This window comes from Parasedimentitalea huanghaiensis, assembly GCF_009753675.1.
In the GTDB taxonomy this organism is placed as follows: Bacteria; Pseudomonadota; Alphaproteobacteria; order Rhodobacterales; family Rhodobacteraceae; genus Parasedimentitalea; species Parasedimentitalea huanghaiensis.
On the sequence record NZ_WQLV01000011.1, the window covers coordinates 31720 to 55183 of the forward strand.

The 23464-nt window shown below is 53.6% G+C and carries 28 protein-coding genes; 14 read left to right on the forward strand and 14 right to left on the reverse strand.

Annotated features, from left to right (window positions below; translation table 11 throughout):
* Window positions 1–66 precede the first annotated feature (66 nt).
* From GO984_RS16510 to GO984_RS16520, 3 genes are all read right to left on the reverse strand, one after another.
* Window positions 67–711 (reverse strand): cupin domain-containing protein, encoded by a 645-nt coding sequence (locus GO984_RS16510; protein ID WP_157023726.1) that lies wholly within the window; start codon window positions 709–711, stop codon window positions 67–69.
* A 93-nt stretch (window positions 712–804) separates the two neighbouring features.
* Window positions 805–1203 (reverse strand): RidA family protein, encoded by a 399-nt coding sequence (locus GO984_RS16515; protein WP_157023727.1) that lies wholly within the window; start codon window positions 1201–1203, stop codon window positions 805–807.
* A gap of 192 nt (window positions 1204–1395) precedes the next feature.
* Window positions 1396–1659 (reverse strand): DUF2312 domain-containing protein, encoded by a 264-nt coding sequence (locus tag GO984_RS16520; protein WP_138164265.1) that lies wholly within the window; start codon window positions 1657–1659, stop codon window positions 1396–1398.
* A 143-nt stretch (window positions 1660–1802) separates the two neighbouring features.
* Here GO984_RS16520 and GO984_RS16525 point away from each other — a divergent pair, with 143 nt between their 5' ends.
* Entirely contained in the window at window positions 1803–2021 is a 219-nt protein-coding gene (locus GO984_RS16525) for a hypothetical protein (protein WP_157023728.1), read from the forward strand.
* 6 nt (window positions 2022–2027) lie between these two features.
* On the opposite strand, the gene GO984_RS16530 is transcribed toward GO984_RS16525, so the two are convergent.
* Complete coding sequence (locus tag GO984_RS16530; RefSeq protein WP_157023729.1) at window positions 2028–2243, reverse strand: hypothetical protein; 216 nt, start codon at window positions 2241–2243, stop codon at window positions 2028–2030.
* 275 nt (window positions 2244–2518) lie between these two features.
* Here GO984_RS16530 and GO984_RS16535 point away from each other — a divergent pair, with 275 nt between their 5' ends.
* From GO984_RS16535 to GO984_RS16550, 4 genes are read left to right on the forward strand one after another with little or no spacing between them, the layout of a single operon-like run.
* Window positions 2519–3382 (forward strand): MBL fold metallo-hydrolase, encoded by an 864-nt coding sequence (locus GO984_RS16535; protein ID WP_157023730.1) that lies wholly within the window; start codon window positions 2519–2521, stop codon window positions 3380–3382.
* Window positions 3383–3393: 11 nt separating this feature from the next.
* Window positions 3394–3891: a YeeE/YedE family protein gene (locus GO984_RS16540; protein ID WP_483414168.1), complete on the forward strand. Its 498-nt coding sequence runs from the start codon at window positions 3394–3396 to the stop codon at window positions 3889–3891.
* Window positions 3891–4322, forward strand: coding sequence for a DUF6691 family protein (locus GO984_RS16545; protein ID WP_157023732.1), 432 nt, complete (start codon window positions 3891–3893; stop codon window positions 4320–4322). Before GO984_RS16540 ends, GO984_RS16545 begins: the two co-directional genes overlap by 1 nt.
* Before the next feature lie 10 nt (window positions 4323–4332).
* Window positions 4333–4761, forward strand: a complete 429-nt coding sequence (locus GO984_RS16550; RefSeq protein WP_157023733.1) for a protein tyrosine phosphatase family protein — start codon at window positions 4333–4335, stop codon at window positions 4759–4761.
* An 81-nt stretch (window positions 4762–4842) separates the two neighbouring features.
* On the opposite strand, the gene GO984_RS16555 is transcribed toward GO984_RS16550, so the two are convergent.
* The 5 genes from GO984_RS16555 to GO984_RS16575 all read right to left on the reverse strand — a co-directional run bounded on the left by GO984_RS16555 (window position 4843) and on the right by GO984_RS16575 (window position 11044).
* Window positions 4843–6177, reverse strand: coding sequence for a FliM/FliN family flagellar motor switch protein (locus GO984_RS16555; protein ID WP_157023734.1), 1335 nt, complete (start codon window positions 6175–6177; stop codon window positions 4843–4845).
* Window positions 6178–6259: 82 nt separating this feature from the next.
* Window positions 6260–8938: an ATP-binding protein gene (locus tag GO984_RS16560; RefSeq protein ID WP_157023735.1), complete on the reverse strand. Its 2679-nt coding sequence runs from the start codon at window positions 8936–8938 to the stop codon at window positions 6260–6262.
* Window positions 8938–9273: a hypothetical protein gene (locus tag GO984_RS16565; RefSeq protein WP_157023736.1), complete on the reverse strand. Its 336-nt coding sequence runs from the start codon at window positions 9271–9273 to the stop codon at window positions 8938–8940. The genes GO984_RS16560 and GO984_RS16565 overlap by 1 nt, the downstream gene beginning before the upstream one ends.
* Complete coding sequence (locus GO984_RS16570) at window positions 9270–9650, reverse strand: response regulator transcription factor (RefSeq protein WP_157023737.1); 381 nt, start codon at window positions 9648–9650, stop codon at window positions 9270–9272. The genes GO984_RS16565 and GO984_RS16570 overlap by 4 nt, the downstream gene beginning before the upstream one ends.
* 98 nt (window positions 9651–9748) lie before the next feature.
* Window positions 9749–11044 carry a helix-turn-helix domain-containing protein gene (locus GO984_RS16575; protein ID WP_157023738.1) on the reverse strand — a complete coding sequence of 432 codons (1296 nt, stop codon included), beginning with the start codon at window positions 11042–11044 and terminating at the stop codon, window positions 9749–9751.
* Window positions 11045–11274: 230 nt separating this feature from the next.
* Here GO984_RS16575 and GO984_RS16580 point away from each other — a divergent pair, with 230 nt between their 5' ends.
* The 5 genes from GO984_RS16580 (at window position 11275) to GO984_RS16600 (ending at window position 16524) form a co-directional block, all read left to right on the forward strand.
* Entirely contained in the window at window positions 11275–12618 is a 1344-nt protein-coding gene (locus GO984_RS16580; protein WP_157023739.1) for a substrate-binding protein, read from the forward strand.
* Window positions 12619–12759: 141 nt separating this feature from the next.
* Entirely contained in the window at window positions 12760–13782 is a 1023-nt protein-coding gene (locus GO984_RS16585) for a branched-chain amino acid ABC transporter permease (RefSeq protein ID WP_157023740.1), read from the forward strand.
* 4 nt (window positions 13783–13786) lie between these two features.
* The gene (locus tag GO984_RS16590) at window positions 13787–14989 is read left to right on the forward strand and encodes a branched-chain amino acid ABC transporter permease (RefSeq protein ID WP_157023741.1); all 1203 of its coding nucleotides are present in this window, start codon (window positions 13787–13789) and stop codon (window positions 14987–14989) included.
* A gap of 11 nt (window positions 14990–15000) precedes the next feature.
* On the forward strand, window positions 15001–15756 hold the full coding sequence (locus GO984_RS16595; RefSeq protein ID WP_157023742.1) for an ABC transporter ATP-binding protein: 756 nt from the start codon (window positions 15001–15003) through the stop codon (window positions 15754–15756).
* A gap of 12 nt (window positions 15757–15768) precedes the next feature.
* Window positions 15769–16524, forward strand: coding sequence for an ABC transporter ATP-binding protein (locus GO984_RS16600; RefSeq protein ID WP_157023743.1), 756 nt, complete (start codon window positions 15769–15771; stop codon window positions 16522–16524).
* A 165-nt stretch (window positions 16525–16689) separates the two neighbouring features.
* Here GO984_RS16600 and GO984_RS16605 read toward each other — a convergent pair whose 3' ends face one another.
* Window positions 16690–17052 (reverse strand): CBU_0592 family membrane protein, encoded by a 363-nt coding sequence (locus GO984_RS16605; RefSeq protein ID WP_209120778.1) that lies wholly within the window; start codon window positions 17050–17052, stop codon window positions 16690–16692.
* A 95-nt stretch (window positions 17053–17147) separates the two neighbouring features.
* Window positions 17148–18995 (reverse strand): alpha/beta fold hydrolase, encoded by a 1848-nt coding sequence (locus GO984_RS16610; protein ID WP_167740381.1) that lies wholly within the window; start codon window positions 18993–18995, stop codon window positions 17148–17150.
* Between the two features lie 28 nt (window positions 18996–19023).
* Between GO984_RS16610 and GO984_RS16615 the strand changes: the two genes are divergently transcribed.
* From GO984_RS16615 to aat, 4 genes are all read left to right on the forward strand, one after another.
* Complete coding sequence (locus GO984_RS16615; RefSeq protein ID WP_157023745.1) at window positions 19024–19560, forward strand: PAS and helix-turn-helix domain-containing protein; 537 nt, start codon at window positions 19024–19026, stop codon at window positions 19558–19560.
* A 144-nt stretch (window positions 19561–19704) separates the two neighbouring features.
* A complete protein-coding gene (gene accB, locus GO984_RS16620) occupies window positions 19705–20199 on the forward strand; it encodes an acetyl-CoA carboxylase biotin carboxyl carrier protein (RefSeq protein ID WP_157023746.1) in 495 nt (164 codons plus the stop codon).
* A gap of 9 nt (window positions 20200–20208) precedes the next feature.
* Complete coding sequence (gene accC, locus GO984_RS16625; RefSeq protein ID WP_157023747.1) at window positions 20209–21558, forward strand: acetyl-CoA carboxylase biotin carboxylase subunit; 1350 nt, start codon at window positions 20209–20211, stop codon at window positions 21556–21558.
* Window positions 21559–21615: 57 nt separating this feature from the next.
* Complete coding sequence (aat, locus tag GO984_RS16630; protein ID WP_157023810.1) at window positions 21616–22248, forward strand: leucyl/phenylalanyl-tRNA--protein transferase; 633 nt, start codon at window positions 21616–21618, stop codon at window positions 22246–22248.
* On the opposite strand, the gene GO984_RS16635 is transcribed toward aat, so the two are convergent.
* From GO984_RS16635 to GO984_RS16645, 3 genes are read right to left on the reverse strand one after another with little or no spacing between them, the layout of a single operon-like run.
* Window positions 22212–22574, reverse strand: coding sequence for a DUF2155 domain-containing protein (locus GO984_RS16635; protein ID WP_157023811.1), 363 nt, complete (start codon window positions 22572–22574; stop codon window positions 22212–22214). The two genes, aat and GO984_RS16635, sit on opposite strands and share 37 nt — an antisense overlap.
* 5 nt (window positions 22575–22579) lie before the next feature.
* Entirely contained in the window at window positions 22580–23032 is a 453-nt protein-coding gene (gene mlaD, locus GO984_RS16640) for an outer membrane lipid asymmetry maintenance protein MlaD (RefSeq protein WP_138164150.1), read from the reverse strand.
* Window positions 23033–23058: 26 nt separating this feature from the next.
* Window positions 23059–23445: an NADH:ubiquinone oxidoreductase subunit NDUFA12 gene (locus GO984_RS16645; protein ID WP_157023748.1), complete on the reverse strand. Its 387-nt coding sequence runs from the start codon at window positions 23443–23445 to the stop codon at window positions 23059–23061.
* Between the last annotated feature and the right edge of the window lie 19 nt (window positions 23446–23464).

The window sequence follows — 23464 nt, forward strand, 5'->3', positions numbered from 1 at the left end:
AAAAACCTACCACACCTACCCGACTTCAGATCCTAACCAGCTGTTTTCTAAACCAAAACGGATGACCTATTTTTCGCCCATCTGCGACAAATGTCCCGTTTTGATCCACACGCGGGCCCCTTCGGGACCTGCCTGTCCTTCAAATCCACCCTCAGGAGGCAGGCGCAACCAGTCCCAGCGAGACAGAAAATCATCTCCTTCGCGACACCCGCCCTCAAGAACAAAGACTTCCATTCCCGACGGAGCCAGCCGTGAAATACGCTGCCCAGGTTCCCAGGTCTCTATACTGACCTGTTCGCTTTCATCCTCAAACAGCGCCACAACCGGATCATTGCTTGCGTCGCTGTCAACATGGACGGTGAGCCGGTCAGCAGGATCAAATTGATGTAACTTCACCAAGATCACTGCCCCCTTCGACGCTGCTGGGGTGTGGCGCGACGTTGGAGGATTACGAACATAGGCCCCCACAGGAAAGTTGCCAGTCTCGTCCTGAAACTCACCTTCCAAAACCAAGTATTCTTCGCCGCCATCATGGGTATGGGCATCAAATGACGACCCTGGTGTAAAGCGTACAATAGTAGTGGCTCGCGCCACTTCCTCACCAATACGGTCTAACATCTTGCGCTCAACCCCTGCTGCAGGGCTAGGCACCCATGGGGTATCAGCAAAACGCACCACTGCACGTTGCTCAAAATCGGCATTGATCCGCATTACATCCTCCATCTGATTTGCACAGAGTTAAGTACAACGACGGACCTGCAAAAGCTGCATCACAATAAAGTGGTCAGAAAGCCAATGTCCCGATCAATGGGACAACATCGCCGTCGCCTCGATCTCAATCTTGGCTTCATCTTCAACTAGGCCCGCGACCACAACCATTGTCATCGCCGGGAAATGATACCCCATCACCGCTCTATAGGCTTGGCCAACCTCGGCTTGGTGCGCCATGTATTCAGCTTTGTCAGTCACGTACCATGTGAGCCGGGTAATATCACTCGCCGTTCCACCTGCTGTCTCGACCACATCCAGAATATTGCGCAAGGCTTGGCTCATCTGGCCGATAAAATCCTGCACCTCAAACACCTGCTGTGCAGTCCAGCCGATTTGCCCACCAACAAACAGAACACGACCTTCGCCTATCATGCCATTGGCATAGCCCTTGGCCACCTTCCACCCTTCGGGGTGTACAGAAATTGTAGCCATGGCGCGTCTTCCTTTCACAGTGTTACCCCTACAGTAATCCTGCATCTGAAAATATATTTCAAGCTTAAAACATCGAAGGACTCACAAACTCTTGCTTTCAAGAAAAAAGGACGGCCTAAATGGCCGCCCTTCTAAGCATTGTGTGTTGTGTTTCGTGGGAAATTTAGGCCCCAAAACACCAAACGCAGAAATTCACATTCCCAACGCTTCTTTATACATCTCCAACACCGCCTCTTCTTCGGCAATGTCATCCTTGTCGCGTTTGCGCAGCGCCACCAACTTGCGAATTACTTTGGTGTCGTAACCGCGCCCTTTGGCCTCTGCCATGACCTCTTTCATTTGCTCTGCAAGGTCTTTCTTTTCAGAATCCAGCCGTTCCAGCCGCTCGACAAATTGGCGCAGCTCCCCGGCTGTTACACGATAGCTGTCGCTTTTTTCTTGTTCGGTCACATCCATCATCAGCTCCGTCGCGGTAGGAAATTTGAGGTCGGAATACAGGCCATCACCTGTCACTGCAAGCTGCGATTGGACTGGCGGCCCTTGCAGGTTCTTCGCCAATCCTTTAGGCGCGATCGCGGACAGTTCATAGGAGCCCGGCCATGTTTGAAATTCTAGTCTGGATAGGCGCCGCCATTTCCATAGTCGGTTTGCTTGGCCTGATCTGGTGCATCCTACGCGTTATGCGGGCCCGTAAACAGAAATTGGACGACGAAACGCTGCGCGCAGTGGTGCAGTCGGTTTTGCCCTACAACCTGGGTGCCCTTCTACTTTCGATGTTAGGTCTCATGCTGGTCATAGTTGGCGTTTTACTCGGTTGAGCTTTTTCACGCCGTATAGCTCTCAAAATAAGCTTCGATCGCCTCTTCGCCCAATTCTCTATCCAGCTTAGTCAACCGTGATGGCACCTCTATGCCGCTCGCGCGCAATTGGCTCAATACTTCATTGAATTCCGGCTGCAAGGCCTGTCGGGCCGTCATACTGGCGCCAACGATGCGCTCTTCTAGCCTTTCGGCGGCTTGCATTAGCTCGGTTGTCTTCATTTGACGGCCCCTCCTTTTTTTCAACTCAGAATGACACGCCGTTTCCTACTGAAAATACAAATCCAACGACTTCTTCACTATTATGGGCCTTATTTACGATGGCCTTGCGACGAAAGATGAAAATCCCCTCTGCCCGCTAATTCAAATGTCACAATTTCAGACCGTTCATTCTGTTGGCGGGACCAATGACACCTTTGTGCTCTACCTACCTAACATGCCTCTTGATACACATTCCGATATCGCTATATGATTAGTTGACTGAACGGAGAGAGACGATGACGCCACTTGTAAAAGCATTTTTTGACGAAGCTACAAATACAGTCTCATATGTCGCTCGCGATCCGCTAAGCAATGCATGTGCCATCATCGACCCGGTGCTTGATTTTGACCATGCTTCTGGTCGCACCAATACAGCCTCGGCGGACATCATCATCAACTGGATCACCGAACAAGCCTTGACACTGGACTGGGTTCTGGAAAGTCATGTCCATGCCGATCACCTATCTGCCGCCCCCTATTTACAAGAAAAACTAGGTGGAAAAATTGGCATCGGCGCAAACATTACTGTGGTACAGGACACCTTTGGTAAGGTCTTCAACGAGGGCACCGAATTCCAACGTGATGGCAGTCAGTTTGACGCCCTTTTGTCCCATGGTGACAGCTTTCACATAGGTCAGATGCAGGCAGACGTACTGCACACACCCGGACATACGCCAGCTTGTATGACATATGTAATTGGCGACGCCGCTTTTGTGGGGGACACCCTCTTCATGCCAGATTTCGGCACAGCGCGCTGTGATTTCCCTGGCGGTTCATCCGCACAGCTTTACGACTCGATCCAAAAAATCCTGGCATTACCTGACGAGACCCGGATTTTTGTCTGTCATGACTATAAGGCACCAGGCCGGGATGAGTTTGCTTGGGAAACAACTGTTGGTGAGCAAAAAGCTCTAAACGTCCATATTGGCAATGGGCGCAGCATCGAAGATTTCACCAAGATGCGTGATTCGCGCGATGCAACTTTGGGCATGCCAAAATTGATCTTGCCTTCGTTACAAGTAAACATGCGCGCAGGTCAAATGCCTGAACCTGATGAACAGGGTGATGTGTTTCTGAAGTTGCCCATCAACAAAATCTAGTACCCGCGACATTGAGATTAACCGCTAGCTCGGTCAATCCGGACAATACCATAACTTCGCGCACAATAAGGACTTACGTCATGGAAACAGATTGGATCTGGGGGCTTGCTGGCGGCGGGCTTATCGGAATGGGTGGCGCTGTCTATCTGCTTGGCAATGGCCGCATCATGGGAGCAAGTGGCATTCTGGGCGGGCTGGTCGATGGCAGTGGCCGCAAAGATGCGGCCGAAAAGCTGGTTTTTCTCGCTGGTGTTATTTTACTGCCTTTGGTTCTGTCTTCGCTGTTCATGGTCAAAACCAATACCCATATGACCGGCAACGTGCCGCTCATCATTGCCGCAGGCCTGCTTGTTGGTCTTGGCACCCGCATTGCCAATGGCTGCACATCTGGTCATGGGGTTTGTGGCATTTCACGCCTGTCACTGCGCGGCATCGTGGCCACTGTTTTCTATATTCTGGCAGGCGGCATGACACTGGTTCTCTTTCGCCATGTTCTGGGAGTGATCTAATGCGGATGTTTTTCTCTTTTCTGGCCGGCGGGCTATTTGGCGCTGGTCTTTTTATCTCAGGCATGACCGACACCATTAAGGTACAGGGATGGCTAGACGTATTTGGCGATTGGGATCCAACTCTGGCATTTGTAATGGGGGGCGCCATCATACCAATGTTCATTGCCTGGCGGTTCACCAAGGGGCGTGCTCCACTGTTGGGCGGTGCATTTCCATCACCGGCCCGTCCAGAACTCGACCACCGGCTGATTACCGGATCTGTCATGTTTGGTATGGGTTGGGGGCTGGTGGGATTGTGCCCCGGACCTGTGATCGCATCGATCACCTACAATGGGTGGGAAGGCGTGTTGTTCATGCTCTCAATGATTGCAGGCATGGTAGTTGCGCCTAAAATTGGCGAACAACTAGACCAAATAGCGGCAAAGGCGTAAAGGTTCTGATATGGATCCACGTTCTATCACCCCCCGCTATTTCGTCTCGCCGCAGATTGCGGCCGAGGATCTGCCCGCGCTGGCCAAGGCTGGCTTCAAGGCAGTGATTTGCAACCGCCCCGATGCTGAGGTGCCGCCTAGCCATCAGGCCGAGAGAATCCGTGCTGCCGCTGAAGCCGCAGGGCTGAGGTTTGAAGAACTGCCGCTCACACACCAAACCATGACGGCCGACAATGTAAACAAACAACGGCGATTGGCAGAGGTCTGTGACGGGCCTGTGCTGGCCTATTGCGCCTCTGGCACCCGCTGTTCTGTGGTTTGGGCACTAGGTCACGCAAGCGAGATGAATTCGGACACAATTTTGAATATGACTGCCGCAGCAGGATATCAGCTGGAAAACCTACGTCCGGCTTTGGACGAGTTGCACGTCAAAAGCTAATCTATTGTTGTTGTTTAGCAAAGCAACGCTTCGGACTTAACAGCCGGAGCGTTTTCTATTTACCGAACATCTAGGTAACGGTCAGAGAGGATCCGGAAGGCCATCGCCCAAACCGGCCAATTCTGAAATTTCTGCCATCGCGTCACCCTGATCAAAACCACCCAGATCGCCCTCGGAGCCAGTGCCCAACAGGGCGGGCATATCGTCCATACCTGCCATTGGTAAGTCACCCATTGGTGGTAGGTCGCCCATTGGTGGTAGGTCGCCCATTGATGGTAGGTCGCCCATTGGCAAATCACCCATCGGAAGGTCGCCCATCGGCAAGTCACCCATTGGTAAATCGCCCGCTGGTAAGTCACCCATCGGTGCCATTCCAAGACCATCCGCAGGATCTTGAAGACCTTGAGCTGCGATGCCAAGATCAAGCGGTGCGGGCTCGTTGATTTGTTCCATTGGTAGATCAGACCCGATCGCGGATGAAAACGCTTGTCCTTCTGTGGCATTGCCTCCGTCCAGGCCGCTACCGGAATCATTCAATCTAACAGCACGGGCACCGTTAATTTGCCCTAACCGTCCCCCAGAAATGCTTTGCCCATTGATGGCAATAAGATCGGTTTCATATAGAAAGGCCTGATCCAAAGACAGCACATCACCAACTTGGAGGTTAGAGAACTCGTTTAAAGGGACCTGCATCTTACACAAAACTGCGCTCAAATCGACCCGCATGTTCCCCATATTGCTGCCAAGAGACGGCCCAAAATCAATTGCACTCGCTTGGCCATCTTTGCCTAAATCTTCGTCTGTTGGCTCGGGCAGGATCAGCGTCATAGCGCCCTGCATAGCGCCGCAAGACAAGTCCAGAGTCATTTCGATGACACGGTAATCATCTGCTTCGAGACCAAGCAAGAGGCTCCGCGTATCTTCTATCCGGGCGCCAAAACGGAATCCATCGAACAGAGGTAGGTCAGCTTGAGTTTCAAGCATCGTCACAGCTTTGGCAAACGCCCGATCGATAAATTCGGCGGTCATCGCTGCATCAGTCGATGTATAGTGACGTTCAGAGGGCGCCTTGCCCATCACCTGCCCCATGGTCTGCTGCTGTATAAGGGCTGTAACCGTCGCAGCATCCAGCGTTGCCGAACCGATACGCCCATTTGGGCCATCTAGCACCACCAGCAGATCTTCGTCAGACAGATGTCGGTTCAGGTCTTCAGGTGCACAATTTACCTGACGCGCCGCAATGACCGCAACTGGGAGTTCGCACAGATCAGCAGCCGCTCTCGCAAGCGAACGGCGCAACGCCTTGAGAGTGACCGAGCTGGAAATTCCGCTGGTCCCCTCGCGTGCAACAGCCAGTTTGCGTGCAAGAACACTTGCACCGCCGTCCGCTGTTTCTGCTGTTGTAATGTCTGACATAGGCTCCCAACCAACACCTTCTGCGCCCCTTTAGATATCTTTTAGCGCGTAGTTGGTTACTATAGTCTTTATAAATGACGTCTTAGGTGACCAAATCTGGTGCTAATGGCAAGGAAACCCGAAAGGCGCCACCAGGATGCCCGGACAAGTAACGCACATCGCCCCCCAAACGCAGCATAATCTCACGACAAATCGCTAGGCCCAGTCCTGCTCCACCGGCCTTTTCGGGGCTAACCCTCGAGAATTTCTCAAAAATAAGTTGTTGCGAAGCCCGCGGTATTCCGCTGCCATTGTCGAGAAAATCAATCCGCAGCCGCCCATATCTGGTTGACACCACGATGCTGATTTCCGGGTTCTCAGCATCGCAATATTTCTGTGCATTGGCGATCAGGTTGATAAAAACTTGTGACAAGCGGTCCAAATCAGACGAAATCCGCACCACTTCCGTCGAAGGTGCGCGAATGACGTTCAATGGCTTATCTGATCCTGCCAGCGCAGTTGACACCGCATGGTCAAGCACCTCACCCAAGCTACCAACAGTCATGTTTAGGCTCACTTGACCACTTTCCAGAACGCTCAGATCCAGCAGGTCGTTCAACAATCGAGTCAACCTTAGGGCTTCATCATGTATAATGCTCGCATGGCGAACAGTATCTTCTTCACTCCCTCCTTCGGTGTCGCGCAGGATCTCTGAAAACGCCCGGATCGAAGTCATAGGTGTGCGCAATTCGTGGCTCACCTGGCTTAGAAACGCGTCCTTTTGCTGCGAGATCTGGGTCAGTTTTTCATTTGTTTCCCTCAACTTCTTGGCAGTCCGCGATAATTCTTTGGATTGCACTTCTAACTGGCTAGAATATTCCAGCATCTGTGCTGTTTCATCCGCCACAGCCAAAAGGTCCTCTACCGAGACCGACGACCCTCCGGCGATCTGGCCCACCATCGCGTGCGCCGCTGCGGCACCAACCGAGCCACTCAACTCTCGCTCCAATCGCTCCAGAAACGCTGGCGTTGGTTCTGGGAGCCCACGGTGGCTTCCTTGACGGATGGCTTCGCTCTGGAAAAAGTCCTGTGCTTCGCCTGCCCCTAGAATCCGCTGCGACATCACCATCAAATCTTCGCTTTGCGCCACCAACCCGGTCCAGCCACGCGGCCCCGCTGAATGATCAAAAACATTGACGAATTGCGCGCCCTGTAGCCGCTCTAACGGGTTGGGGAACGTTGCCAGTGATACAATGCAAAAAGCCGCTGCGTTCAACGCCATAGACCACAGGACCGCATGAACGATTGGATCCAGCCCCTCAATCCCAAATAGAGCCTGCGGGCGCAGCCAGGGAAAGCCAAACAATCCATCAGTCAGGACTGCATCCGGCAACAGGCCTCCCCCCAACGCAGGAAGAAGCATTGTATAAAGCCAAATCAAAAACCCAAGAGACAACCCAGCCAGTGCCCCCGTCCGGGTAGCGCCACGCCAAAACAGCCCCCCCACCAGCGCAGGCAGAATTTGCGCAATCCCAGCAAACGAGATCAGACCAATCGAAGCCAGTGCAGCGTCCTGGCCAGCCAGCCTGTAATAGAAATACCCCAGAGCCATGATCACTGCGATCGACACCCGGCGCGCAAGCAGAACCACATTGCGAACATCGCCTGAGACTGAAGCCCCATGCCCCTGCATCCGCAACCAGATCGGCATCACGATATGGTTGGAAACCATGGTCGACAGTGCCATCGCCGCGACAATGACCATCGAGGTCGCCGACGAAAACCCACCCAAGAAAGACAACATAGCCAGTCCATCACGGCCCTGGCTAAGGGGGATGGTCAAAACAAACAGATCGGGATTTGCCCCCACCGGCAACAGTTCTAACCCTATTGCAGCAATCGGGACAACAAACAGGCTCATCAAGAGCAGATATAGTGGAAAAGCCCATGCCGCGACACGCAGATGCCGTTCATCTTCATTTTCAACCACCATAACCTGAAACATGCGTGGCAGGCAGACAAAGGCTGCTGCAGACAAGAACGTTATGGTGGCCCAGCGGTCGCCTTGCATCTGCCATTGACCGATCTGCGAGGCATCCACGCGGGCCATGGTTTCACCAATTCCATCGGACAGGCCCCAAACCACGAAAATTCCAACCGCCAGCAAGGCCACCAACTTAACCATTGCTTCCAGAGCCACAGCAGTCACCACCCCATGGTGGCGTTCGTTTGCGTTCAAGTTACGGGTTCCAAACAAAATGGCAAACACGGCCAACCCCGCAGCAACCCAGAACACTGTTGTGGTTTCATAGAGCTGCCGTGCGGGATCAGCCTCGGCAAAAGTGGCAAATGACAGTGTGATCGACTGCAATTGCAACGCAATATACGGCGTCACGCCAATTACGGCCAAGATGGTTACGCATATCGCAAGCGTGTTTGACTTTCCGTAGCGCGCGGAGATCAGGTCAGCTATCGAAGTGACCCGCTGGCTGCGCCCTATTCGGACCAGTTTGCGCAACCCCCACCACCAACCGATCATTACCAGCGTTGGCCCTAGATAGATTGTAATAAACTCGAGCCCAGATCGCGCCGCATACCCAACGGCACCGTAAAAAGTCCAAGCTGTACAATAGATCGAAAGCGACAGTGTGTAGATCAACGGTGACCGCAACCAGGCGGACCGATGTCCCCTACTGGCCTTGCGGTCAGCGGCAAAGGCCACAATGAACAAGAGAGCGACATAGACCAAACACACCGCAACGAGCACATTCAGCGAAGCCATTAGGGCGCTTCCTCACCAGGTTTATCGGTACCTTCAGTCCAGTTTTCCGCCCACCGGCGTACTGCCACCCCAAACACAAAGCTGGCAGCAATCAACAGCGTCCAAATCGTAAACAGGTAGGTTATGGCTTCGGAAATAGGTTTCCCACCTGACGTATCCGGTGCGGGATAGGGATCAGGATTTGGCCACATCAGCGGCACCAGAAAAAGTAGCGCCCCAAACAAAGGTAGCAGTCGTGCAATGTCCATAAGACGACGACGCCGATAGGCCTTTCGTTCAACAAATAGCGCCGTTCGCTGCCTGCCTTCGCCCCAGTCGTCGCCGCTGTGGCTCATGCTTGATTGGCCTGCGCGTGCAAATCCCGAACTGCCGCTAGCACTTCTGTATTGGAAAACGGCTTGGTCATAAAACGGCTGACCCCAGCCTTCTCAGCCATTTCCCGATCTCTCGCCTGACCGCGCGCTGTCAACATCAGCACCGGCAGTTCGGTCATTTTTTCCTGTTCCCGGAGATCCTTAATGATTTCCATTCCACTTTTGCCTGGCAGCATAAGATCAAGAATGACCAAATCTGGTTTTGCCGCCTTGATCACCTCAATCGCATTTTGCCCATCGGAATGAGCCTCAACAGTCCAGCCTTCCCGGGTCAGTAGAAACCGGATCGCCTCAATAATATTTGGCTCATCCTCAATCAACACAACATGCCTGCCCATATGCAGAAATTCCTCCCTCAACGCCAACTTCCGGCCCACAAAGACCTAGCGCTAATTCCCCTAGTTCAGGCCAGACTAGACCTGAGGTCACATAACTGTCAAAACTCTTCGTCAAGGATTGATGTCTCGCGCCGCGCCTGACAGTTCTTTGCTGTACAGACCCGACAGCTTGACCCCACCGCCAGCGCATCTGCCGGGCTGGCTGTCTGCGGCAAGATCAACATTACTGCACGGTACATGGGATCTTTATCAAATCCAACTTGCGCCTGTGGCCAAGCGACGGCCAGGCATTCAAAGCCCGTGGCATGGCGACCATGCTGTACCACCTGACGACGTAGCGGAACCTGTGGCCGGGCCAATGCAGTGTATAGAGGCCACAGCGGGCAGGACGCTCCAAACCTTGGAAGAGCAAATCCATCAATCGGTTTGCGAAAAAGAATGGACCCCGACGCATCACAAAAAATCAACCCTGACTGCTTGCCCAGAACATCCTCAGGCAGCGTTGCCAGGCGCCGCAAGACTGAGGGCAGTTCGCAGCTAAATGTTTCGGCAAGGGCCATTGGATCAATTTCGTTGGCAACTGCTTGGGTTATTTCATCCAAAGGCATCTTTTCAGCATCCAAGCGATACAATTCCAACGCAGCCATGGCGTCCGTTCTGGCTGCATCGCTTTGCAGCTCTGACGCATCCGCTACCAATTCCGCAGGTGATACCTGCCCCTGTTCAATAGCTTCAAAATGAAAATCATGCGCACTAAAGAACGCTTCCACTTCTTCCAGCGGCACACCACGTCGAGTGGTGTTTGTACTACTGTCGTCAAGGAAATTTACCAGCGCCCTACTGCTTTCGGCCAGTCGACGTGAATCCACATTGAGGTTTTGATGGAAACGATCCCGCCATTCCGGCTCAAGCTCTCCCGTTTCCGCCAAGATTGACGCGGTGGAGCGAATTGCAGCAGCCGTTGATAGCACTTCATGCAGAGACGCCGCCAGTTGCGGGTCATGTGTCAACCGGTCTGACAGCACTTGCACTGTTCGCTCCAGCGTGGCCACCCGACGATGTTCACCAGCCAGCACCTCAGCCCAGCCTGGGAACCTTCCCGCAAACTCATCCACATGGTCTAGCTCTGCCACCGGCTTCTCGGCATCCGCAGCGGCCTCCCGCAGGGTTGAGATCAGTGCCACTTCAGCGCCTTCGGTAAGCATTGAAGGTTCGACCCCCAACACTCTGGCAATATCCACCAATAGCTTGCCACCGATTCTACGGCGATTGTGCTCAATTAGGTTAAGATAAGACGCAGATATGTCGACCTGTCGCGCCAGCGCCGCCTGTCGCAACGCCAAAAACAGCCTTCGTTCACGAATTCGACTACCCGTCAAAGTGTCCCTTGTCATTTTGCAGCCCTCATTGATCTATACGTTTTCAACAGTTTTCTGCGCTGCAACATAAAAAACTTTACAACTCCAAGCGCACCTCTGTGCATTTATTTACAGAATTATTCAGAAAAACAAGGCGATTATTGCGCAATTTTACAACACTGCCTCATACTGCATTTGCACAATAGTGCCTGCGCATCGTGGAAGTAGAGGAGCCGCGACGCGTCAATCATATAAGGGAGGATTATATGTCCAATTCGAATTTCACGCGTCGTGGCATGCTGAAAACCAGCGCTGTTGCCGGCGCAGGTGTTGCATTGCCAACGATCTTTACCGCGTCGTCCGTCGCGGCTTACACCAATGAACCCACTGGTAGTTCTGTCACTTTGGGTTTCAACGTACCACAAACTGGCCCCTACGCTGACGAAGGCGCGGACGAGCTGCGCGCATATCAGTTGGCAGTTGAGCACCTGAACGGAGAAGGCGACGGCGGCATGCTGAACACCTTCAGCTCCAAAGAGCTGCAGGGCAACGGCATCTTGGGCAAAAAGGTCGAGTTCGTCACAGGCGATACGCAGACCAAATCTGACGCTGCACGCGCATCGGCCAAGTCGATGATCGAAAAAGACGGCGCAGTGATGATCACTGGTGGCTCATCCTCGGGTGTTGCGATTGCTGTTCAAGGTCTGTGTCAAGAAGCTGGTGTAATCTTCATGGCTGGCCTGACCCACTCGAACGACACAACCGGTAAAGATAAGAAAGCCAATGGTTTCCGTCACTTCTTTAACGGTTACATGTCTGCTGCGGCCTTGGCTCCGGTTCTTAAGAACCTGTATGGCACCGACCGTAGCGCCTATCACCTGACAGCTGACTACACTTGGGGCTGGACACAGGAAGAGTCGATCGCTGCCGCAACCGAGGCCATGGGTTGGAACACAGTCAACAAGGTGCGCACACCGCTTGCCTCGACTGACTTCTCCTCCTACATCGCTCCGGTTCTGAATTCGGGTGCTGACGTTCTGGTGCTGAACCACTACGGCGGCAACATGGTAAACTCGCTGACCAACGCTGTTCAGTTTGGTCTGCGTGAAAAAGTTGTCAACGGCAAGAACTTCGAAATCGTTGTTCCGCTGTACTCACGTCTGATGGCCAAGGGTGCCGGTGCCAACGTTAAAGGCATCCACGGTTCCACCAACTGGCACTGGTCGCTGCAGGATGATGCTTCTAAGGCATTCGTTAAATCCTTCGGCACCAAATATGGCTTCCCACCGTCGCAGGCGGCGCACACTGTATACTGTCAGACACTGCTGTATGCCGATGCTGCCACACGCGCGGGTACCTTCAACCCATGTGGTATTGGCGAAGCTCTGGAAGGCTTTGAGTTCGACGGTCTGGGCAATGGTAAAACATTGTACCGTGCTGGCGATCACCAGTGCTTCAAAGACGTGCTGGTTGTGCGCGGTAAAGAAAACCCAACATCGGAGTTCGACCTTCTTGAAGTTGTCGAAGTCACTCCGGCGGCTCAGGTTACTTACCCGATCGATCACCCAATGTTTGCAGGCGGAGCCCTGGGCTCTTGTAACGCAGGCTAAGGCCATATGGCCGGGCTGGGCGCGCAATCTGCGCCCGGCCCCTTCACCCAGCAGCCGGATCTTGTAGATCGATACGGGACAATCATCCCGAGGCCGCCGGACACTCACAAAGACAAGACGACAAACCCAAAGGTGGGGGCTATGGACGCAATCCTATTGCAAATCTTGAACGGGCTCGACAAGGGCTCTGCCTATGCGCTGATCGCGCTGGGACTGACACTCATTTTTGGCACGCTTGGCGTGGTGAACTTTGCCCATGGGGCCTTGTTCATGATTGGTGCCTTCTGCGCCGTCACCCTTCAACGGCTCCTCAATCTCAGCTTCGAGACAGTTGATGAGACCCAAACCGACTTTCTTGGCAATGCGCTGAAGGTCAAAACCCCCTATGTCGAGGCCTGGTTTGGCCCTCAGATGGGTGGAGCGATCATCGACTGGGCAGTCCCACTAGCGATCCTGTTTGCCATCCCGATCATGGTTTTTGTTGGCTATGCGATGGAACGCGGGCTGATCAAGCACTTCTACAAGCGTCCACACGCCGACCAGATCCTGGTGACCTTTGGCCTCGCCATCGTGTTGCAGGAAGTGATCAAATATTTCTACGGTGCCAACCCGATCCAGACTCCTGCCCCTGAGGCACTCAGCGGAATTGTCAATCTCGGCGCCATCGTAGGCATGGATATCGTCTATCCTGTCTGGCGTGTCGTCTACTTCTTGTTCTCGCTTCTGGTTATCGGTGGTATCTTCTCGTTCCTGCAATTCACCACCTTTGGTATGGTTGTGCGCGCCGGTATGGCCGACCGTGAAACCGTGGGTCTTCTGGGCATCAACATCGACAAACGCTTCACCGTCATGTTTGGCATCGCCGCTGCTGTCGCGGGTCTTGCTGGTGTGATGTATACCCCGATCAACTCGCCGAACTATCACATGGGCATGGACTTCCTTGTTCTCAGCTTTGTTGTGGTGGTTGTTGGTGGCATGGGCTCGCTGCCCGGAGCGGTACTTGCAGGATTCCTGCTGGGAATTCTCGAAAGCTTTGCCTCGATGAATGAGATCAAATCAATCATTCCAGGTATCGACCAAATTATCATCTATGTGGTGGCAATCATCATTCTGCTCACCCGCCCCCGAGGCCTGATGGGCCGCAAAGGCGTGATGGAGGACTAAAAACATGCTCGGAATGAACAAAAACGACACCACAATGCTGCTGCTCGTCGCTGCATTGACGATGCTAGCACCCTTTATCCTGAACCCCTTCCCCACGGACAGCGGATTGGCACAGTTCAACGCCGGTTACCCGGATCTGATGCAGCGGTTTGTGATTTTTGGCATCTTTGCCATTGGTTTCAACATCCTGTTTGGCCTCACCGGCTATCTCAGCTTTGGCCACGCAGCCTTTTTGGGTGTCGGCTCCTACTCGGCGGTTTGGATGTTCAAACTTCTGGCGATGAACGTCATCCCCGCCATCCTGTTGTCAGTGGTTATGGCAGGTGTGTTTGCCCTGCTGATTGGCTACGTCTCGCTGCGACGGTCGGGTATCTACTTTTCGATCCTGACGCTGGCCTTTGCACAGATGTCGTTCAACCTGGCCTACTCAGTGCTAACCCCGATCACCAATGGTGAGACTGGTCTGCAACTTAGCCTCGATGATCCTCGGGTTCTGGGCGTGTCGCAGACTGCAGATGGATCCATCCCGGTTACCAATCTGTTTGGTTTGGAAATGCGTTCGACTTTTGAAATGGTCGTTGGCCCATGGGCCTTCCAGTTCAACGCGGGGTACTACCTCTGTGCGCTGATCCTGCTGGCTGTCTTCTATCTGTCGATCCGAATCTTCCGCTCACCCTTTGGTCTGATGCTGAAAGCTGTTAAATCGAACCAGCAGCGGATGAACTACACCGGGCTGAACACCCGCCCCTACACGCTGGCTGCCTTTGTTATCTCAGGTATGTATGCTGGTCTGGCCGGTGGCTTGTTGGCCTCGATGGATCCTCTGGCAGGCGCTGAACGTATGCAGTGGACAGCTTCTGGCGAAGTGGTTCTGATGACGATCCTTGGCGGGGCCGGCACCCTGATTGGTCCGGTTCTGGGCGCAGGCTTTATCAAGTACTTCGAAAACATCTTCTCCAAGATCAACGAAAGCGTACTCCACAGTTGGTTTGGCGCGCTGCCCGACGGGCTTGAGGACCTGCTGGTTACCATGGTCTACCCCTTTGTAGGCAAAGGCTGGCATATGACGCTTGGCATCTTGTTTGTTCTGGTTGTGGTGTTCCTGCCCGGTGGTTTGGTTGAAGGCGGCCAACGCGTTACAGCTTGGATACGTAGTAAAAAGGCGGGCGGTAACAAGCCCACCAGCACAACCGAACCTGCGGAATAAGGAGACACAAGATGGGAATTCTTGAAGTCAAAGGCGTAAACAAGCGGTTCGGCGGGCTCCAAGCGTTGGGGGATGTGAACCTCAGCGTCAAGGAAAACTCGGTCCATGCCATCATCGGTCCAAACGGTGCAGGCAAATCCACCCTACTGAACTGTCTGGTGGGTAAGCTGATCCCCGACACTGGGTCAGTCATGTTCGACGGGCAATCGGTGCTGGGCCGAGCGCCTTATGAGATCAACCAGATGGGCATCAGCCGTGTGTTCCAAACACCCGAGATCTTTGGTGAACTTTCGGTGATGGAAAACATGATGATCCCCTGCTTTGCCAAACGCGACGGTGCGTTTGAAATGAACGCCATCGGGTCTGTTCTCAGCCAAAAAGACATCATCGTAAAAGCCGAGGAAATGTTGAAAGACATGAACATGGCAGACAAGCGGCACATGAACGCGGCCTCTCTGTCGCGTGGTGACAAGCGGCGTCTTGAGATTGGCATGTGCTTGTCTCAGGAACCTCGTCTGCTGCTGTTGGATGAACCTACTGCCGGTATGGCACGGGCTGATACCAACAACACAATCGACCTGCTGAAACAGATCAGTGACGAACGCGACATTACCATCGCCATCATCGAACACGACATGCATGTTGTGTTCTCTCTGGCCGACCGGATCACCGTTCTGGCCCAGGGCACACCACTGGTCGAAGATGAGCCACAAAACATCCGAGGCAACCCCAAGGTCCGCGAAGCGTACCTGGGTGAGTCGGGCTAAGGAGAGAACCAAATGAACGTCAAACCTAATTTCTCCAAGAACGCCAACCAGGCGACCACAGCCCCGGCCTTTCTGTCGGTTTGGGACATGCATGCTTATTATGGTGAAAGCTATATCGTGCAGGGCATTTCCTTTAACGTGCACGAAGGCGAGATCCTCGCCCTGCTTGGCCGTAACGGTGCTGGCAAAACCTCAACTCTGCGCGCCATTGCCCGGATGGACGACCCTCAAATCAACAAGGGTGAAATCTGGCTAGACCACCAGCCTCTGCACTCAATGCAGAGCTATCAGGCCTCGGCGGCCGGGTTGGCCCTGGTGCCAGAAGATCGCAGCATCATCCCAGGTCTGACAGTCGAGGAAAACCTGCAACTGGCCCAGATCGCTCCGCCGATCGGCTGGTCGCTTGAACGTCTGTACGAACTGTTCCCGCGCTTGGGTGAACGCCGCAAGCAAGAAGGCGTCACCCTATCGGGCGGCGAACAGCAGATGCTTGCAATTGCCCGCGCACTTGCCCGCGATATCAAAGTTTTGCTGCTAGACGAGCCTTATGAAGGCCTGGCACCTGTAATCGTGGATGAGATCGAACGGACGCTCATCCACATCAAGGAACAGGGCATCACGACAATCATCGTTGAGCAAAACGCGGTGCGGGCGCTGGAACTGGCCGACCGCGCTGTGATCCTCGACACCGGAGGTATCGTGTTTGACGGTGTGGCCTCTGAGGTGTTGGAAAATGAAGAACTGCGCGCCGAATATCTGGCGATCTAAGGCACTATGAAATTCCGTTTTTACGGTAACAAGTGTATAAGGCCGACCTTACCAGGGTCGGCCTTATTTTTGTTCGCATGAAGGTTGGTAAATCGTCGTAAACTGACCAGAATATTCAGTCCGATTGCTCCCGTTCTATCTAATCCAAACCGGGAGAGAGCTGGATCAAATATGATGACTGGTTTCAGCCAAAGAACGGTTTGTTACTGTTCGGTCCGCCATTTGCGCATTGCTGGTACGCCATGCCGCCCGTGCCCTTAGGCGAATAGCAATTGCTATTATCCCCAGGCAAATCCAGAAAACCTGGATCAACATTGAGCCGAGATTGAAGTTCTGCACCAAGCTGATCAATATGAGGCATGCACCACATATATTGATCAGAAAGAACGCTATCCCCTGGCTGTCGATGACGCGAAAGGTCACCAGCGTGTAGTTGGTCAGGTACAGGAGAAACCCAACTACCCCACAACCAGTGGAAACCTGTGCAGGCAGAGACGCAAATACGTCATAGATGTTTTCAACAATCATTTTGGACAGGCCTTAAAAAGAAGTTACTCGTTAACCACGTCCGGTATCTAGAAAACCTCGCTATTTCGACCTATTCCCATTTGGGGACAAAACACTCAAAGGTCTGGAATACTATACCTTTCACTGCCAGGCTCCACATCGCGTCCAGCCGCACGCGCCAGCAGCCAAGGCCAGTTCGTAATGTGGTGATAGTGCCCTTTGTCAGCCATCGCAGTCAGATGTGCATCCGGTAAGTGCTGAGCCAAGAGCTCGGCCCCTTGCACGGGTGCTACATTATCCAGATCACCCTGAAAAATTTCAACCGGAACTGTGATATCCTGCACAGGGAAGTCCCAGCCCTGAGCATTCAACAGGTTCTCTTCCACCATGCCTTCCATGCCCATGGCGGTGCGCTGTGCCAGCATTTCTGCTGTTCGGCGCCGAATCACCGGATGCGACAGAATTTCCACATCGTCAGCGCTGCGTGTACGCTTACAATACCGGTCAAAATAGTTGTCCCGGTTCTGCAAAATTGATCGCACCAGAAATGGGATCACCTGCCGAAGCATCGCGGGCCAATGGCGTCCTAAAATACTGGACATATGATAAAACTGATCCAACTCACGCCAATTTGGGTGGCGGTAAACAGGATAGGCAGCAGAAGACAGCACGATTTTTCTAACACGCGGTCCTAACCCATGCGCCACGGCCAATGCGCTGCCTGAACCGAAGGACAGGGCCAGAATACCTACATTGTCTAGGTCCAGTTGTTCCATCAGCTGTTCTACATCTGATGTGAAATCCCGCAGGCTGTCCATATCTCTGGCCTCTGACCGAAATGCGCCGGAGCGACAGGGGGTTATAAGACGAATGTTGTGCCTTTCCAGATAGCGCGAACAAAGATCCGGATACCCGACCACATCGATTGCAACCCCCGACAGCGCATCGAAGACCAACACAGGGTCCCCGGTTTCAGGGCCAAGGCAGAAGTATTCAAGGTTGCGGCCATCTCTAAGAGTGATCATCCGCCGCACGTTCTGACGTTCCCCCTTAAACAATTCACTGCGTCGCAGGGCAGACATTGGTGTCGCTGCTAGCCCAGCGATCAGACTGGCCTGATTATGAAACCCCGTTTTATCATAGATCCGCTTCAAATACGTACGCGCACTTTCATAGGACAATCCCATCTCGACGGCCGCACTTCGCAGGTCCCCCTTCTGACTAAGCTCGCCTAACAGTTCAGCCTCCCGCCTAGAAAAATGATGAGTGTGAGAGAAGCTGCGCAGCGCATCATTTTTGCCTCGTCCTGCAGAAATCAGAACTGCTGAGGCAATTGACGGAAATCCTATTCTTTCCGCTTCCTGGCGTGGCAAAACCATCATTGGTTCTTGGCAGCTTCCAGGCAATTGGAACTCATGCGATACTTCGTTCTGTATGCAGGCCCCAACCAGCGAGGCCAGCGATTGTTCGCCTTTGTCGTTCAAGAGCCCCGGGAGTTCACCGTTGGGCAAAATCGCCCCCAACCGCAGTGTTTCCTGCATTGACCGGTTGGCCATCAAGAGCTGCCCTGTTTCCCCGAACAGCGCTACTCCAAAGGCAAAACTGTTCAGGACCGACGACAAATAGGTCTCGCGTTCTTGCAAATCGACCATGCGTTTGGAAATACTAAAAGCTCGTCGGAAGTGCTGTGAAAGGTTCTCTAGCCCCTTACTGTCGTTATGTTCCAAAAAGCGACTGTCGCGCGCACGCTGAACTTCTTCTGTCAGCTCAAGTATCAATTCAGGCCATAGAGAATTATCCAACGACGCCTCGTAAACCAAATGCGTCAACTGCTCAAAATTGCCCGACATATCCAAATACCCAAAACTAACAAAACAAAAACACCACATAGCACCGCAATCATCAGCACATAAAGTCAGGTTTTCCAGAACCCGTCCCGCAGCCACAGCGTGTACCCTTTCCATAAGAGGAAATTCAGTCCACATATGCCCCATGACTGATATAGCCTTTGACCTTGCGCCCGTCGGGCTAGCCCAACTGGAGCACCGCTTCATCCGACGCTGCAACCTGCAGTTTGCCGAAACCTTTGGGGACACACCCGCAGGATTTATCGGCATGGAGATTTCCGCTTTGTACCCAAGCCGCGCGGACTTTGACCGGATCGGTGACCTGCTGCAGCAAGAGGACGCTCAAGCCGGACGGTACGATGATGAGCGCATTATGCGGAGATGTACTGGCGAATTGTTCTGGTGTCGGGTCCGCGGTCGGTCGCTGACCCCAGATCAGCCTTTCCGCGCTGGAATATGGTCATTTGCTGACATTTCCGACGATAGGCCGATGGTTTCTCTAACGCCCAGAGAACGTGACGTCGCGATTCTTACTTGCCGCGGTCTATCTGCAAAAGAAATCGGCGTGGAGCTGGACCTGTCCTACCGCACAGTTGAAACCCACCGGGCCAATCTGCTTAAGAAATTCGCAGCCCGAAAACTTCCAGAATTGGTGGCAAAACTAACAGGTATGCCTCTTTAGATCAGGACCGATTGCAAATCTGATGCTGAAAGCCCATGTTAGCGCTCTGTTAGGGTGCTTTCCTTGCGGGCGACCATGCCCTATAAGCGCGTTAAATTTCGACCTGCATTGTCAGCAGGTCTCTGAGAACCGGCTGAGGACAATATGAAAAACAAAACTCACGAAGCAGACGTCGCCTTTATCAAGGCATTGGCCGAAATGCTGCGCGACAACGACCTGACCGAGTTGCAGGTCAAACGTGACTATGGCGATGACGACAGCCTGAATGTGCGTGTCTCTCGTCAAGTTGCCGCAATGCCTGCTCCTCCTGTTCAGGTAGCGGTCCCTGCCGCCGCACCAGCTGCGCCGCCAGTCGCTGCGGCTGCGGCTCCTGCTGCGGCGCCAGCGGATGATCCCGCCAGCCACCCTGGCGCGGTTCCGTCACCCATGGTCGGTACAGTATACACTCAAGCAGAACCGGGTGCTCCAGCCTTTATCTCAGTCGGCGCGAAAGTCAGCGAAGGCGATACCTTGCTGATCATCGAAGCCATGAAGACCATGAACCACATCCCTGCCCCCAAGGCTGGAACGGTAAAACGCATTCTGGTCGAAGATGGTGCTGCTGTGGAATTCGGAACGCCTCTGGTCATCATCGAGTAAGGATCAGACATGTTTGACAAGATCCTGATTGCCAATCGCGGTGAGATCGCCCTTCGCGTGATCCGCGCGGCGCGTGAAATGGGCATCAAATCGGTTGCAGTACACTCGACTGCAGATGCCGACGCCATGCATGTGCGCATGGCTGATGAATCAGTTTGCATTGGCCCGCCGTCCAGTATCAACAGCTACCTGTCGATCCCGGCCATCATATCAGCCTGTGAGATCACTGGCGCGCAGGCAATCCATCCTGGCTATGGCTTTCTGTCTGAAAACGCCAATTTCGTGCAGATCGTCGAGGATCACGGCCTGGCATTCATCGGCCCCACTGCACAGCACATTCGCACCATGGGCGATAAAATCACAGCCAAGGACACCATGAAAGAACTGGGCGTACCCTGTGTCCCCGGCTCAGATGGTGGCGTTCCAGATCTGGAAACAGCGCAAAAAATTGGCGCTGATATCGGCTATCCCGTTATCATCAAAGCGACAGCTGGCGGCGGCGGCAAGGGCATGAAAGTTGCCAATACTGCGGCTGATATGGAAATGGCTTTTCGCACCGCGCGTGCTGAGGGCAAGTCCAACTTTGGCAACGATGAAGTCTACATCGAGAAATATTTGACCACACCGCGCCACATCGAAATTCAGGTGTTCGGAGACGGTAAGGGCAAGGCTGTGCATCTGGGCGAGCGCGACTGCTCGTTGCAACGCCGTCACCAAAAGGTGTTTGAGGAGGCCCCCGGCCCCAGCATTAGCCCCGAGGAACGCGCCAAGATCGGTAAGATATGCGCCGATGCGGTTGCCAATATCAACTATATTGGCGCCGGCACCATTGAGTTCCTGTACGAAAACGGTGAGTTCTACTTTATCGAGATGAACACCCGCCTGCAGGTGGAACACCCGGTCACCGAGGCCATTTTTGGTGTGGATCTGGTACGTGAACAAATTCGCGTCGCCGAAGGTTTGCCGATGTCGTTTGCTCAGGACGATCTTACAATCAATGGCCACGCCATTGAGGTACGGATCAACGCTGAGAAGCTTCCGAACTTCGCCCCTTGCCCCGGTAGAATCACCCAATACCACGCCCCAGGCGGATTGGGTGTTCGGATGGATTCGGCGCTGTATGACGGCTACTCGATCCCGCCCTATTACGACAGCCTGATCGGCAAGCTAATCGTGCACGGCCGCGACCGAAATGAGGCCATTGCCCGCCTGAGCCGGGCCCTGGGCGAATTGATTGTTGATGGAGTCGATACCACGGTTCCTCTGTTTCATGCTTTACTGGCCGAAGCGGACGTCCAGTCTGGCAATTACAACATTCACTGGCTGGAACGTTGGCTTGACGATAATCTGGCCAGCTAAAACCTTGGTGGCGGTGCGTGCCAGCACGCACCCTACCCACCTCTTTGTTCTGGTATGATGACGCTGTCTGCAGATTTGTTATTGCACGCCTATTCTGTGGGTGTATTCCCCATGGCCGAAACCAGCGACAATCCAGAAATTTTTTGGGTGGACCCCAAACGCCGTGGCATTCTTCCGCTGGACGGTTTTCACATGTCCCGCTCCCTTAGACGGCACATCCGACGAACAGCCTATCAAGTGACTGTGAACCGCGACTTCCAGGCCGTTGTTACAGCCTGCGCCGATCGTGAAGAAACCTGGATCAACGATGAAATCCACAAGCGCTACATTGAGTTGCACGAAATGGGGCACGCACATTCGCTCGAGATTTGGCAGGATGGTGTGCTGAGTGGCGGTATCTACGGCGTCACTGTGGGGGCGGCATTTTTTGGAGAGAGCATGTTTTCGCGTCGTACCAATGCGTCAAAACTTGCACTTGCCTACTTGGTTGATCGTCTCAATCAGACCGGATTTACGCTGTGTGATACTCAGTTCCTGACCACACACCTAGCATCACTGGGCGGGATAGAAATCAGCCGCGCAGCCTATCGCAGGCGGCTGTTTGAGGCTGTGCAGGAACAAAAATGCTTCACCACTGCCGAGCTTCCCACTGCTCAGGAGCTATTGCAGCGCAATACCCAGATGTCGTAGCGGCTGTGGTCCAACGCGCTAAGTGCGGGGCTGGAGGCAATCATCCAACCTTCAAACTGGACCGCACCAGTGTCCGGCTCTCGTATTGTGAGAAAGGCAAAGGCATCCCCTGTAGGGTTTTCTGCCGGATAACGACAATCAGCGACAGTCACCAACAGACCAAAAAGTTCAGCGCTGCCACCAATTGGCAGCTCGGCATCAGTTGTGCGACCGTTGACCTTGTCCAGACCGCGCAACACCGCACCAGTTCCTGATACGGCTCCATTGTCTTGTGCCAAGCCAGCTGAACCCAGTGCCAGCGACAGCAGACCGGACCATAACGTCAATCGGATCACGATTCTTCCCCGCTGCCGGACACAAATTTCAGCAACAAAGTAATTAAGCTGACAGCGCCCTGAGTGTCCTCGATTTCATCCCCCGGTTCAAAACTGAACGGTGAACCACCAGGCATGATCTCAACAAAGTTGCCGCCCAACAAACCTTCGGATGACACCACCACAGCGCTGTCATCAGGAATATCGATACCCTGAAGCACCGAGAAACCAGTGTCCGCTCGAAATGTCTGTGGGTTCAAGACAACGTTTGTAACTGTACCGATCTTGACGCCGGCCAAGCGGACGTCAGTACCGACGCCGACCCCTTCAATAGAGCGAAACGAGGCATTAAGTTGGTAGTCTTCACCACCACGCGACAATCCCGTGGCCTGCCCTGCAAAAACGGCGAAACCTATTGCTGCAGCCAGTACAACGCCGCCGACCAAAACTTCGGTGGTATTATGGGACATATTACTTCGCCTCTACAGGGGGCGGATTACTCCGGCACCCATGCCTCATAGTCCTGACGAGAGGCAGGCTCTGCAGCCCGGCGAATCGATCCTACAGGCGCGTAGGCCAGAGCAGTACCGGTCAAGTTTTCTTGATGCGGTTTTTCCCAATCCTTGTGTTTCAAAGGTTTCTCAGAGGGCAATTCGTCGAAGGTGCGGTGCAACCAACCGTGCCAGTCCGCATTTATCCGCGTCGCCTCAATCTCACCATTGAAGATGACCCAGCGTTTGCTGTCATCAGCATTATGGTAGTACACGTTGCCCTGATCATCATCGCCAACCTTAATACCCTTGCGGGCGGTAAAAAGCTGAGTGTTCAGTGTCTGACCGTTCCACCAGGTAACGGCGCGCAAAAGAGTATTCAGAATTCCCATAGGTATCTCCGCAAAGTTA